We start from the raw sequence: 12,354 nt of genomic DNA, 5'->3' as shown, positions 1-12,354 counted from the left end.
AAACGTTATTTGGGAGTTTGGGAGTTTGGGAGTTTATATAATGGTGGGTCGTGCGGGATTACTCACCCTTCGGATTCGCCCTTCGGGTCAACGCTGGCGCGTTGCTGTCTCGCTTCGCTCGGCTCGAACCTGAACGCAGGGTCTCACCCACACGATATTGTGTAGTGTGCGATTTCAAAGATTGAGGTGAGTTACTGATGTATTGTATATAATGGTGGGTCGTGCGGGATTCGAACCTGCGACCAATTGATTAAAAGTCAACTGCTCTACCAACTGAGCTAACGACCCATTATATAATCTTGAAAGTATAGAAGTGGTGGGCGATACCAGATTCGAACTGATGACCCCCTCCGTGTAAAGGAGATGCTCTACCAACTGAGCTAATCGCCCACTTCTACTACTAAAAATCTTAACACTTGAAACAATGAGAGATGAGTGGTGGGCGATACCAGATTCGAACTGATGACCCCCTCCGTGTAAAGGAGATGCTCTACCAACTGAGCTAATCGCCCTCATCTATCTCATTATTTTACAACACGTCGAGTTTGGTGGGCGATACCAGATTCGAACTGATGACCCCCTCCGTGTAAAGGAGATGCTCTACCAACTGAGCTAATCGCCCCGCCGTGTTGTTGGAGTCGCATTATAGGGATAGTTCGAAGTGAGTCAACGGTTTTTAAAACGAAAACAATCGTTCGCCGCAAATTTAAACAGGATGCGATATTTATCGCCGCTCTGAGGGTTTGTTTAGCCAGATCTAATTGCATATCGGTAACATCGTTGAGGAATTGTCTCAGGGTGGTAGAATGTCGCTTACTTTTTCGAAATTCGAGCAACTGCCAGCTTTTGCTGGTCGGCGTAGCGTAATAAGGCATCGATCCCAATGAAAATCAAAACCCGCTTTGCACCCAGTCCTACCGGCTATCTCCACGTAGGTGGCGCGCGCACCGCGCTGTACTCCTGGCTATTCACCCGTCATTTAGGCGGTGAGTTTGTGCTGCGTATCGAAGATACCGATCTTGAGCGCTCAACTCAGGAAGCCATCGATGCCATTATGGACGGTATGAACTGGCTGAATCTGGATTGGGATGAAGGCCCGTATTTCCAAACCAAACGTTTCGATCGCTACAATGCAGTGATTGACCAAATGTTAGAAAATGGCACTGCATATAGATGCTATTGTTCGAAAGAGCGTTTGGATGAATTACGCGAAGCCCAAATGGCGAACGGTGAAAAGCCGCGCTACGATGGCCGCTGCCGTGATAGCCAGTGTACCCATAGCGCTGATGAGCCATCGGTAGTGCGTTTTCGTAACCCACAGGAAGGCTCAGTTATTTTCAATGACAAAATCCGTGGGCCAATCGAATTCAGTAACCAAGAGCTGGATGATTTAATTATCCGCCGTACCGATGGTTCACCCACCTATAATTTCTGCGTAGTTATTGATGACTGGGATATGGAAATCACCCACGTTATCCGTGGCGAAGACCATATCAACAACACGCCGCGCCAGATTAACATTCTGAAAGCCTTAGGCGCGCCCGTTCCTGAATATGCTCACGTTTCGATGATTCTGGGTGATGATGGCAAAAAACTCTCTAAACGCCACGGTGCGGTTGGTGTCATGCAATACCGTGATGACGGCTATCTACCAGAAGCCCTGCTGAACTATTTGGTTCGCTTGGGTTGGTCGCATGGTGATCAGGAGATTTTCTCTGTTGCTGAGATGACCGAGCTGTTCACCCTTGATGCGGTAAGTAAATCGGCCAGTGCGTTCAATACTGAAAAACTGCAATGGCTGAATCACCACTATATCAATAGCCTGCCACCAGAACAGGTTGCGGTTCACCTGTCATGGCAGGTTGAACAACTGGAGATTGATACCCGTAATGGCCCTGAGTTGGTCGAAATTGTTAAGTTGCTAGGTGAGCGCTGTAAGACACTAAAAGAAATGGCTGAATCTTGCCGTTACTTCTATGAAGAGTTTGATGAGTTCGACGCAGATGCGGCGAAAAAACATTTGCGTCCTGTTGCCCGCCAGCCGCTGGAAGCCGTCAAAGCCAAACTGGCTGCCATTACCGCATGGACCACTGAAAACGTTCACAATGCCATTCAGGGCACTGCTGATGAGTTGGGTGTAGGTATGGGTAAAGTCGGTATGCCGCTGCGTGTAGCGGTCACTGGTGCAGGCCAATCTCCGGGGATGGACGTGACTGTCCACGCGATCGGTCAGGCGCGCTCACTGGCTCGTATTGATAAAGCACTCGCTTTTATCAGCGAACGTGAAGCACAACAATAGCGTCATCATTTCTCTCTCTCTCAGGCGGCTTGCTTAAGTCGCCTTTTTTGTGCGGTTTGCTCACTGATTTGGCGGCTTTTTCAGCGCTTAACGCGAGAAATCGAATTAGCCGTTGACACTGTTTCAGTGGTTTCATATCATGCGCCCCGTTCACACGATTTATTATGTGCGCATCGGGGCTATAGCTCAGCTGGGAGAGCGCTTGCATGGCATGCAAGAGGTCGACGGTTCGATCCCGTCTAGCTCCACCAAATTTTCTGGTTTGATGAGATGTTCAAACTCAGTAAAATGGGTGGCACAATAGATAAATCAGTACGAACAACCACATTTGTGGGGCTATAGCTCAGCTGGGAGAGCGCTTGCATGGCATGCAAGAGGTCGACGGTTCGATCCCGTCTAGCTCCACCACTCTTTAAAAGACCGGCCTTTGGCCGGTTTTTTGCTTTGTGTTATTCGTTGATTTTCGAGGAGTTGCTTATGACCCAACAGCAACAAATCATTCACTGGCTACAGGCTGACTCTTATCGTATGCAGGCTTTGCATATAGCCCGAGAGCTAAAGTTAAGTCAGTGGTGCCTGGCGGCGGGTTTTGTGCGCAATCTGGTGTGGGATCAACTGCATAGTCACCCTTCCTCGACACCACTGAACGATATTGATCTGGTCTATTTTTATAAGCAAGATGCCAGAGAACAACGCGATTCTCAGTTGGAAATGCGATTATTGCAGAAAACAGCCTCTCATAAGGACCCCTTCCCCTGGTCAGTAAAAAACCAGGCCAGAATGCACTTGCGAAATGGCCGTCAACCCTATACCAGCACTGAAGATGCCATCAGCTATTGGGTTGAAGTAGAAACCGCTGTTGGAGCCAGCCTTGATGCTCAGGGTAATATTGAGCTGATAGCCCCTTTTGGTTTCGCTGCCCTGTTTGCTGGAACGATCACGTTAAATGCTATAAATGGTGAGCTTGATACCTACCACCAACGCGTCAATGACAAGGGCTGGCTACAGCGCTGGCCTGATTTACGCCGGATAATCTAACCACTCAAAACAGTTCAAAAAAACCATCAAATGATAAGATTTCGATAAGATTACGTAAAAAGCCCTTAATACGTTAAAGGTAAATATCTACCCGCCGATAGAAACTATTCCAGTCATATTTTTAAGGAATAATTATGTCGAATACTATCTCCGCGACAACCGCTTCAGCGAGTGGAGGTTCCGGCACCTCTAACAGCAGTGCGGCTGCACAAATTAAATCTATTAATCAAGAGATTGAAAAATTAACAACCAAACTCAGCACGTTAAAAGATTCTGGTTTGACCACTGATGAGCTGCAAAAACAGCAACAACAAATTCAGAGTCAAATTGCAGCACTGCGCGCTGAAATTACGCGTATTCAGGCGAAAGAGGCCGATAAGGCTAAAGAAGATAATAATAATAACGTAAGCACACCTGCCGCTGATGGAGTCAATCACCCAACGGACCAGAACTTGATAAACGTTTATATTTAATAGATTAAAACAAAGTTAGGGCAATGGCAGGAGAGCGGCCATCGCCCTATTTCAGGCGCTTGATTAACCACGTTTGAGTGGTTTTACCAAACTGTCTAACCCTTCAATTTTAATCGCCAGCGTCATCTCCATCAGCATACCCAGCTTGCCTTGCGGAAACTCACCTTTGCGGGCGAACCAAAGGAGGTACTCTTCTGGCAGGTCGATCAAGACTCGCCCTTGGTATTTGCCAAAGGGCATTCGGGTATTGGCTATCTCCACCAGATTCTCTTTTTCCACGTCACCCTCTCCGATTATGCACCCAGCAAGCGGATCATCTCAGCTTCATCAATGACCGTAACACCAAGCTCCTGCGCCTTGACCAGCTTCGAACCCGCAGCTTCACCGGCAATCACCAGATCGGTTTTCTTGGAAACACTACCACTGACTTTTGCCCCCAAAGCGGTCAGGCGATCTTTGGCTTCATCGCGCGAAAGTATTGTCAATGAGCCGGTCAATACCACTGTTTTACCGGCAAATGGGCTATCTATCTCTTCTACCACAATCTGCTGCGGCTCTGGCCAACTGATCACCTGTTCCAGTGCTTCGATAACCTTCTGATTATGTTCCTCATTGAGGAAGTTCATCACATGTTTTGCCACCACCTCGCCGACATCCGGTACGCTCTTTAAGGCATCAATGTCAGCCGCACGTAAATTGGCCAGATTACGAAAGTGAGCCGCCAAATTAGCCGCAGTTGCCTCACCCACCTCACGGATACCCAACGCATAGAGGAAGCGCGCAAAGGTGGTTTGTTTTGCTTTTTCCAACGCCACAATCAGGTTTTGTGCCGACTTCGGCCCCATTCGGTCTAAACCGGTCAGCTTGCCTGCGGTAAGTTGGAATAAATCAGCTGGATTTTCAACATACTGTTTCTCAACCAGTTGTTCGATAATTTTGTCACCCATACCATCGACATCCAGTGCCCGGCGAGAGACAAAATGCTTCAGTGCCTCTTTTCGCTGCGCAGCGCAGAACAGGCCGCCGGTACAGCGTGCAACCGCTTCTCCCTCAATGCGTTCGATATCCGAACCACATACCGGGCAGTGCTCGGGGAAAACTATCTCTTGGGTATCCTGAGGGCGTTGCTCCATCACCACGCCAACCACTTGCGGGATCACATCACCAGCACGGCGAACAATCACCGTATCGCCAATGCGCAAACCAAGTCGCTCAATCTCATCGGCATTGTGTAATGTGGCATTGCTGACAATCACACCGGCCACCTGCACCGGTTCCAGCCGCGCTACCGGCGTAATGGCACCCGTACGCCCGACCTGAAACTCGACTTCACGGACTTGGGTTATCTGTTCCTGCGCCGGGAATTTAAATGCGGTTGCCCAACGGGGTGCGCGTGCTACGAAACCAAGCTGCTCTTGCAAATCGAGGTCATCGACTTTGATGACCACACCGTCAATATCAAAACCTAAACCGGCACGGTCTTGTTCGACTTGACGATAGAAAGCGATCACTTGCTCGCTGCCAGTGCATAATTTAACCCGATCACTGACCGGCAATCCCCAGGCCTTAAATTGCATCAATCGCGCAATATGGCTGCGAGGCAGTTCACCGCCCTCCAATAAACCGACGCCATAGCAGAAGAAGGTTAAAGGCCGTTTGGCTGTAATGCGCGGATCAAGTTGACGTAATGAACCGGCAGCGGCATTACGTGGGTTGGCAAACACTTTGCCGCCTTTGCGACGCGCTTCATCATTAAGTTGCTCAAAACCGGCCAACGGCATAAACACTTCACCACGGACTTCCACCCGCTGCGGGATATTATCCCCATGCAGACGCAGAGGAATGGCGCGGATAGTGCGCACATTGACGGTAATATTTTCACCGGTTGTTCCATCACCACGGGTTGCGGCTCGAACTAACTCACCCTCTTCATATAATAGGCTGACCGCCAGGCCATCCAGCTTCAGCTCGCAGCAAAAGGTTAGCGGTTCAACGCTTTTCAGCCGATCATGCACCCGCTTGTCAAAAGCCAGATAACTCTCTTCATCGAAGACGTTATCCAGCGAGAGCATCGGCACTTCGTGTTTAACCTGCTCGAAAGCATCAAGGGGGGCGGCCCCCACACGCTGCGTCGGTGAGTCATTGGTAACTAATTCAGGATGTTGTGCTTCCAGCTCACGCAATTGCTGCATTAGGCGGTCATATTCAGCATCAGGTATCTCTGGTGCATCCAACACATGGTAGAGATGTTCGTGATGGCGCAATGAGGTTCTTAGTTGATTAATTTGCTGAATTATCGATTCCATAGCTCACCATCAAAGATAAAAAACCCCCGGCATGCGGGGGTTCGGGTTAATTCGATTCACTGCGAGGCGACGTTATCAGGCGCTGGCGTTTGCATCCAACACTTCGCGGATGCGGGCCTTGTACGTTTCCAGTTTTTGCGGGGTCATCATGCGACGTTCATCATCCAACACCACACCACCGACATCATCGGCAATGCGTTGGGCTGATTGCAGCATTAACTTAAAGTTTTGATTCGCGTCGCCATAAGACGGCACCATCATAAACATTGAGACACCCGGCGTTGAGAAATCAGACATGGTGTCAGGGTCAAACGAACCTGGTTTCACCATATTCGCCAGACTGAATAACACCGGGCCGCTGCCTGCTGGGCTGAGATGACGATGGAAAATACCCATCTCGCCGAACTGGAAACCAGACTGAAGCACACTCTGCAACAGCACTTCGCCGCCAAGAGCACCCCCATGATGCGCAGCCACATGCAGCACCAAAACAGTTTCTTTCAGTTTCTGTGGTTTCACTTCTGCTGGCGGAGCAACAGGTTCTGACTGCGGTTCCACATGCAAAGGCTCTGCGTGGCGCGGTTGCGAATAGGATTCACCAACCGCTCCCAGCAAAGGTTCACGCTGTGATTCATGCGGTGGTTGTTCAGCCGATAGCCCACCCAAAAGAGGGTCGTCATTTTCTATTTGCACCGAGCCTGTTTGCACTGAAGCAAAAGGTGTTTGGCGAGATTCCGCCTTAACCTGAACCGGCTTGGTTTCAGTATGCTTAATGACAGGCATGTCATCGTCGTCGTCAATGTGACTAAACGAAGGTTTATCTTGTGGATGAGCAGTGCGGACGCGCACTTCTCCCACCCCTTCATCGAGACTCTCGATCGGGGTTTCAACACGTTCTTGTTTCGCACGTTTAACTGGGCGATCGCGAAAAAGTGAAGAGCGTTCTTTACGGCTGGTCCACAAACCATGCAATAACAACGCTATTATGGCGATCGCGCCAACAACGATTAATATCAGACGCAAATCCTGCATCATTACTATCTCTGTTGTTCCAATACATTGCCACCGCGGCAAACATTCACCCTTTAACTCTATTTCCCAACGAACACAAGTGCAAGTCCGTGCTCAATTTTCTTCGAAGAAAGATGATTATGCTAGTTCTTTCGCTCATTTTTTGCACAATATGCGACTATGCAGTGGGAAATCATATCGATATGATACCCCCGTCAATATGATTACTGAGAACTGAATGGCATGGCGTATACGCAAAAAGCAGTAAAAAAGGTCAGTGGTATCCATTATTTTGCACAAGGATGGCAGTTAATCTCCCGTCCAGGCATCCGGCGATTCGTCGTTTTGCCTCTGCTGGTGAATATTCTGCTGATGGGGGGCGCTTTCTGGTGGTTATTCAACCGGATAGGTGACTGGGTTCCACAACTGATGAGTCATGTTCCCGACGGATTACAATGGCTTAGTTATCTATTGTGGCCGGTGATGGTTATATCAGTGCTATTGGTATTCAGTTACCTGTTTAGCACCCTCGCCAACATCATCGCCGCCCCCTTTAGCGGTTTGCTGGCAGAACAACTGGAAGCGAGTCTAACCGGTAAACCGCTGCCAGACACTGGCATTTGGGGAATAGTAAAAGATTTGCCCCGCATTATGGCCCGTGAGTGGCAAAAACTGGCTTACTACCTGCCACGCGCATTGGGGTTGCTGGTGCTGTACTTTATTCCGGGTATCGGTCAGACGGTTGCACCGGTATTGTGGTTCCTGTTCAGTGCCTGGATGCTGTCGATTCAATATTGCGACTATCCTTTTGATAACCACAAAGTCAGTTTTCAGCATATGCGCAGTGCGCTACGTCAGGATAAGGTCGATAATTTACAGTTTGGGGCACTGGTGAGTTTATTCACTATGATTCCCTTCCTCAATCTGGTTATCCTGCCGGTTGCAGTCTGCGGTGCCACCGCAATGTGGGTCGATCGCTATCGCGACCAGTTTATTCAACCAACGCGATAATATTATCCGGGCGTGCTGGTCACGCCCTATGGTCAAGATCAAAAGTTATTGGGATTAAAACTTATTTCCTAATAACATATCGATATACCAATTACTTACTTCCATAGCCACATTGTTAGCGTATGCTTTGAACGTTTCCTACATTTTCATAGAGTTAAAGGACGGGCTATGAGCAAGATATATGAAGACAACTCTTTAACAATCGGCCATACGCCGCTGGTTCGTCTGAACCGTATCGGTAACGGGCGCATTTTGGCGAAAGTTGAGTCGCGTAATCCAAGTTTCAGCGTTAAATGCCGCATCGGTGCCAATATGATTTGGGATGCTGAAAAACGCGGCATTCTCACCGCAGATAAAGAACTGGTTGAGCCTACCAGCGGTAATACCGGTGTCGCATTGGCCTTTGTTGCCGCAGCGCGCGGCTATAAATTGACCCTGACGATGCCGGAAACCATGAGCATTGAGCGCCGCAAGCTGCTAAAAGCGTTGGGGGCCAATCTGGTACTGACTGAAGGCGCTAAAGGAATGAAAGGGGCGATTGCCAAAGCGGAAGAGATTCAGGCAACCGATCCTGATCGCTATCTGATTTTGCAGCAATTCAGTAACCCTGCGAACCCAGAGATTCATGAAAAAACGACCGGCCCGGAAATCTGGGAAGATACCGATGGTGAAGTAGATGTGTTTATTGCCGGTGTCGGTACTGGTGGCACTCTGACCGGGGTTAGCCGCTACATTAAGAATACCAAAGGTAAAGCCATTACCACCGTCGCGGTCGAACCAACCGACTCTCCGGTTATTACGCAAGCGTTGGCTGGGCAGGAAATTAAACCCGGCCCGCATAAAATCCAGGGTATCGGCGCTGGTTTTATTCCCGGTAATCTCGATTTAGACCTGATTGACCGCGTTGCGTTAGTCACCAACGATGAAGCAATTTCAATGGCTCGCCGTCTGATGGACGAAGAAGGTATTCTGGCCGGTATTTCCTCTGGTGCAGCGGTTGCGGCAGCGGTCAAGCTTTTGCAAGAACCAGAGTTTACTAACAAAACAATTGTGGTTATTCTTCCCTCCTCGGGTGAGCGTTACTTAAGCACGGCATTGTTTGCAGATTTGTTCACTGAACAAGAGCTGCAACAGTAATCATGCTGCGCACTAAATGCTAAAAAAGCACCCCTAGGGGTGCTTTTTTTGTGGCCCACATCAAATTTTTTACTACATAAAGATTGATTTTACCCTCTGGGTTTAGTATTTAACCGGTTAATTATTTTGATACGCGAAATTAATCGTACAGTGGTCTACACCTAAGCTGAATCGATTTAACCATTATGCAAAACAACAAAAAATGTCATCACTCGAACGCTGATTGAAGACATAATGCAAAGAGAGCATTATTCTTAGTTGTGATAGTAACGATTTTTGACCTAATTTCAGGTTTCATCGGAAACTGTCTTTGTGACTTGCCAGTGGTTGAGGCATAGTCATGCGCATACATATAAAATGTCGTCATGCGCGCACCAATACAGGCTAAAGTCTGGCATTTACACTAAACTTTAGCTCCACAACATAAATCCAAAATAAGTTGGGGAAATACTCATGTTCCAGCAAGAAGTTACCATTACTGCACCAAACGGTCTGCATACCCGCCCTGCTGCCCAGTTCGTTAAAGAAGCAAAAGGCTTCGCGTCTGAAATTACCGTGACCTCTAACGGTAAAAGTGCTAGCGCTAAAAGCCTGTTCAAACTGCAAACTCTGGGCCTGACCCAAGGTACTGTTGTTGTGATCTCGGCTGAAGGTGAAGATGAGCAGAAAGCGGTTGAGCATCTGGTAAAACTGATGGCAGAGCTTGAGTAATCACGCACGCTTTTTTAGTTAACACCAGTCAAGAGTAAGGTAGGGTTATGATTTCAGGCATTGCAGTATCACCGGGTATCGCTTTTGGTAAAGCACTTTTGCTGAAAGAAGATGAGATTGTCATCGACCGGAAAAAAATCACTCCTGAGAAAGTGGAGCAGGAAGTCGAACGTTTCAAATCTGGCCGCGCCAAAGCGTCTAGCCAATTAGAAACGATCAAGATCCAAGCTGGCGAAACATTCGGTGAAGATAAAGAGGCCATCTTCGAAGGGCATATTATGCTGTTGGAAGACGAAGAGCTTGAGCAGGAAATCATAGCCCTCATCAAAGATGATAAAATGACTGCTGAAGCAGCCGCTTATTCAGTCGTCGAAGGGCAAGCCAAAGCCCTGGAAGAGCTGGATGACGAATATCTGAAAGAACGCGCAGCTGACATGCGTGACATCGGCAAGCGCCTGCTGATGAACATTCTTAATATGCCGATTGTCGATCTGAGTGCAATTCATGATGAAGTCATTCTGCTGGCAACCGACTTAACGCCGTCAGAAACCGCGCAGATTAATCTGAACAAAGTATTGGGGTTCATCACCGATTTGGGTGGCCGCACGTCTCACACCTCGATTATGGCTCGCTCTCTGGAATTACCTGCAATTGTCGGCACCAGTGATGTGACCAAACAGGTGAAGAACGGCGATTTTCTGATTCTCGATGCGGTTAACAACAAAATTTACGTTAACCCAACCAGCGATGTGATCAGTGAGTTAAAAGCGGTGAAGGATCAATATATTGCCGAAAGAGACGAACTGGCTAAATTGAAAGACCTGCCAGCTATCACCCTTGATGGCCATCAGGTTGAAGTGGTTGCCAACATTGGTACTGTGCGTGATATCGCCGGTGCGGAGCGCAATGGCGCTGAAGGTGTTGGTCTGTACCGAACTGAATTCCTGTTCATGGATCGCGACTCGCTGCCCACTGAAGAAGAGCAGTTCCAGGCTTATAAAGCCGTTGCAGAAGCGATGGGTTCTCAGGCCGTTATCGTCCGTACTATGGACATCGGTGGTGACAAAGACCTGCCGTACATGAATCTGCCAAAAGAAGAAAACCCATTCCTGGGCTGGCGTGCCATCCGTATTGCTATGGACCGCAAAGAGATTCTGCACGCGCAATTGCGCGCCATCTTACGTGCCTCCGCGTTTGGCAAATTACGCATCATGTTCCCGATGATCATTTCGGTTGAAGAAGTGCGTGCCCTGAAAGCAGAACTTGAACTGCTGAAGAGCCAATTACGCGAAGAAAATAAGGCCTTTGATGAAACCATCGAGGTCGGTGTGATGGTTGAAACACCCGCTGCGGCGGTTATCGCCCATCATTTAGCTAAAGAAGTTGACTTCTTTAGTATTGGGACAAACGATCTAACTCAGTATACTCTGGCGGTAGATCGTGGCAATGAGCTGATTTCTCATCTCTATAATCCAATGTCACCATCGGTATTGGGCCTGATAAAACAGGTAATTGATGCATCTCACGCCGAAGGTAAGTGGACCGGTATGTGCGGTGAACTTGCAGGCGACGAACGTGCTACACTGTTGCTATTGGGCATGGGGCTGGATGAGTTCAGCATGAGTGCGATTTCAATCCCACGCATCAAGAAAATTATCCGTAATACCAATTTCCAAGATGCAAAGGCGTTGGCTGAGCAAGCATTGACTCAACCTACTGCGCAAGAATTGATGGCGCTGGTTGACAAGTTCATCGAAGAAAAAACACTCTGCTAATTCCACGATACTGGAACGCCGCCCAATATAAATACTTAGGAGAAGATCATGGGTTTGTTCGATAAACTGAAATCATTGGTTTCAGATGATAAAAAAGACAGTGGCATTATTGAAATCGTAGCGCCGTTGTCCGGTGAAATCGTCAACATTGAAGATGTTCCTGATGTTGTTTTTGCAGAGAAAATCGTTGGTGATGGTATTGCCATCAAGCCTTCAGGCAATAAAATGGTTGCTCCTGTAGATGGCACCATCGGTAAGATTTTTGAAACCAACCATGCTTTTTCTATCGAATCAGACAGCGGCATTGAGCTGTTCGTCCACTTCGGTATTGATACTGTTGAACTGAAAGGCGAAGGCTTCAAACGCATCGCGGAAGAAGGTCAGCGCGTCAAGAAAGGTGATGTGGTTATCGAGTTCAATCTGGCCTTGTTGGAAGAGAAAGCCAAGTCGACACTGACGCCGGTTGTTATCTCTAACATGGACGAGATTAAAGAACTGATCAAACTGTCTGGTAGTGTTACCGTGGGTGAGACACCAATTATTCGTATCAAGAAGTAATCTCATACGAATGAAAAACGGCACTCAAGGGTGCC

General features: G+C 48.2%; 11 protein-coding genes, 6 tRNA genes and 1 other RNA gene. 10 read left to right on the top strand and 8 right to left on the bottom strand.

The features are described from left to right. Positions 1 to 41: 41 nt before the first annotated feature. From AT01_RS21095 to AT01_RS17995, 5 genes are all read right to left on the bottom strand, one after another. Positions 42 to 167, bottom strand: a non-coding RNA gene (locus AT01_RS21095) — RtT sRNA. A 45-nt stretch (positions 168 to 212) separates the two neighbouring features. Beyond that, positions 213 to 288 (bottom strand) — tRNA-Lys (locus tag AT01_RS18010). 26 nt (positions 289 to 314) lie between these two features. Continuing rightward, a tRNA-Val gene (locus AT01_RS18005) sits at positions 315 to 390 on the bottom strand. A gap of 46 nt (positions 391 to 436) precedes the next feature. Then, positions 437 to 512: transfer RNA gene (locus AT01_RS18000), tRNA-Val, on the bottom strand. Positions 513 to 546: 34 nt separating this feature from the next. Further along, positions 547 to 622, bottom strand: a tRNA-Val gene (locus AT01_RS17995). A 261-nt stretch (positions 623 to 883) separates the two neighbouring features. Here AT01_RS17995 and gltX point away from each other — a divergent pair. The 5 genes from gltX (at position 884) to AT01_RS17970 (ending at position 3,810) form a co-directional block, all read left to right on the top strand. Next, complete coding sequence (gene gltX, locus AT01_RS17990) at positions 884 to 2,299, top strand: glutamate--tRNA ligase (RefSeq protein WP_042548121.1); 1,416 nt, start codon at positions 884 to 886, stop codon at positions 2,297 to 2,299. A gap of 175 nt (positions 2,300 to 2,474) precedes the next feature. After that, positions 2,475 to 2,550 (top strand) — tRNA-Ala (locus AT01_RS17985). An 81-nt stretch (positions 2,551 to 2,631) separates the two neighbouring features. Continuing rightward, positions 2,632 to 2,707: transfer RNA gene (locus AT01_RS17980), tRNA-Ala, on the top strand. 69 nt (positions 2,708 to 2,776) lie between these two features. Beyond that, the gene (locus tag AT01_RS17975) at positions 2,777 to 3,337 is read left to right on the top strand and encodes a nucleotidyltransferase family protein (protein ID WP_042548703.1); all 561 of its coding nucleotides are present in this window, start codon (positions 2,777 to 2,779) and stop codon (positions 3,335 to 3,337) included. Between the two features lie 134 nt (positions 3,338 to 3,471). Continuing rightward, entirely contained in the window at positions 3,472 to 3,810 is a 339-nt protein-coding gene (locus AT01_RS17970) for a FlxA-like family protein (protein WP_042548120.1), read from the top strand. Between the two features lie 63 nt (positions 3,811 to 3,873). On the opposite strand, the gene AT01_RS17965 is transcribed toward AT01_RS17970, so the two are convergent. The 3 genes from AT01_RS17965 to zipA form a co-directional block, all read right to left on the bottom strand. Then, on the bottom strand, positions 3,874 to 4,089 hold the full coding sequence (locus AT01_RS17965) for a DUF3820 family protein (protein ID WP_004703771.1): 216 nt from the start codon (positions 4,087 to 4,089) through the stop codon (positions 3,874 to 3,876). Positions 4,090 to 4,103: 14 nt separating this feature from the next. Beyond that, positions 4,104 to 6,116, bottom strand: coding sequence for an NAD-dependent DNA ligase LigA (gene ligA / locus AT01_RS17960; RefSeq protein WP_042548119.1), 2,013 nt, complete (start codon positions 6,114 to 6,116; stop codon positions 4,104 to 4,106). A 75-nt stretch (positions 6,117 to 6,191) separates the two neighbouring features. After that, a complete protein-coding gene (gene zipA, locus AT01_RS17955; RefSeq protein WP_042548118.1) occupies positions 6,192 to 7,151 on the bottom strand; it encodes a cell division protein ZipA in 960 nt (319 codons plus the stop codon). 219 nt (positions 7,152 to 7,370) lie between these two features. Here zipA and cysZ point away from each other — a divergent pair, with 219 nt between their 5' ends. The 5 genes from cysZ (at position 7,371) to crr (ending at position 12,319) form a co-directional block, all read left to right on the top strand. Next, complete coding sequence (gene cysZ / locus AT01_RS17950) at positions 7,371 to 8,138, top strand: sulfate transporter CysZ (protein ID WP_042548117.1); 768 nt, start codon at positions 7,371 to 7,373, stop codon at positions 8,136 to 8,138. Positions 8,139 to 8,306: 168 nt separating this feature from the next. Beyond that, positions 8,307 to 9,275: a cysteine synthase A gene (gene cysK, locus AT01_RS17945; RefSeq protein ID WP_004703763.1), complete on the top strand. Its 969-nt coding sequence runs from the start codon at positions 8,307 to 8,309 to the stop codon at positions 9,273 to 9,275. Between the two features lie 453 nt (positions 9,276 to 9,728). Further along, complete coding sequence (gene ptsH, locus AT01_RS17940) at positions 9,729 to 9,986, top strand: phosphocarrier protein Hpr (protein ID WP_004703762.1); 258 nt, start codon at positions 9,729 to 9,731, stop codon at positions 9,984 to 9,986. A 47-nt stretch (positions 9,987 to 10,033) separates the two neighbouring features. Then, complete coding sequence (ptsI, locus tag AT01_RS17935; RefSeq protein WP_004703759.1) at positions 10,034 to 11,761, top strand: phosphoenolpyruvate-protein phosphotransferase PtsI; 1,728 nt, start codon at positions 10,034 to 10,036, stop codon at positions 11,759 to 11,761. Positions 11,762 to 11,809: 48 nt separating this feature from the next. After that, positions 11,810 to 12,319, top strand: a complete 510-nt coding sequence (crr, locus tag AT01_RS17930; RefSeq protein WP_004703758.1) for a PTS glucose transporter subunit IIA — start codon at positions 11,810 to 11,812, stop codon at positions 12,317 to 12,319. Positions 12,320 to 12,354: the final 35 nt, after the last annotated feature.

Source organism: Yersinia aldovae 670-83, from assembly GCF_000834395.1.
In the GTDB taxonomy this organism is placed as follows: Bacteria; Pseudomonadota; Gammaproteobacteria; order Enterobacterales; family Enterobacteriaceae; genus Yersinia; species Yersinia aldovae.
This window is presented reverse-complemented; position numbering and strand designations above follow the sequence as displayed.

What these genes read in the sequence shown, in the direction of transcription:
- gltX (WP_042548121.1), top strand. Translation starts at nt 884, where the DNA reads ATGAAAATCAAAACCCGCTTTGCACCCAGTCCTACCGGCTATCTCCAC.
- AT01_RS17975 (WP_042548703.1), top strand. Translation starts at nt 2,777, where the DNA reads ATGACCCAACAGCAACAAATCATTCACTGGCTACAGGCTGACTCTTAT.
- AT01_RS17970 (WP_042548120.1), top strand. Translation starts at nt 3,472, where the DNA reads ATGTCGAATACTATCTCCGCGACAACCGCTTCAGCGAGTGGAGGTTCC.
- ligA (WP_042548119.1), bottom strand. Translation starts at nt 6,116, where the DNA reads ATGGAATCGATAATTCAGCAAATTAATCAACTAAGAACCTCATTGCGC.
- zipA (WP_042548118.1), bottom strand. Translation starts at nt 7,151, where the DNA reads ATGATGCAGGATTTGCGTCTGATATTAATCGTTGTTGGCGCGATCGCC.
- cysZ (WP_042548117.1), top strand. Translation starts at nt 7,371, where the DNA reads ATGGCGTATACGCAAAAAGCAGTAAAAAAGGTCAGTGGTATCCATTAT.
- cysK (WP_004703763.1), top strand. Translation starts at nt 8,307, where the DNA reads ATGAGCAAGATATATGAAGACAACTCTTTAACAATCGGCCATACGCCG.
- ptsH (WP_004703762.1), top strand. Translation starts at nt 9,729, where the DNA reads ATGTTCCAGCAAGAAGTTACCATTACTGCACCAAACGGTCTGCATACC.
- ptsI (WP_004703759.1), top strand. Translation starts at nt 10,034, where the DNA reads ATGATTTCAGGCATTGCAGTATCACCGGGTATCGCTTTTGGTAAAGCA.
- crr (WP_004703758.1), top strand. Translation starts at nt 11,810, where the DNA reads ATGGGTTTGTTCGATAAACTGAAATCATTGGTTTCAGATGATAAAAAA.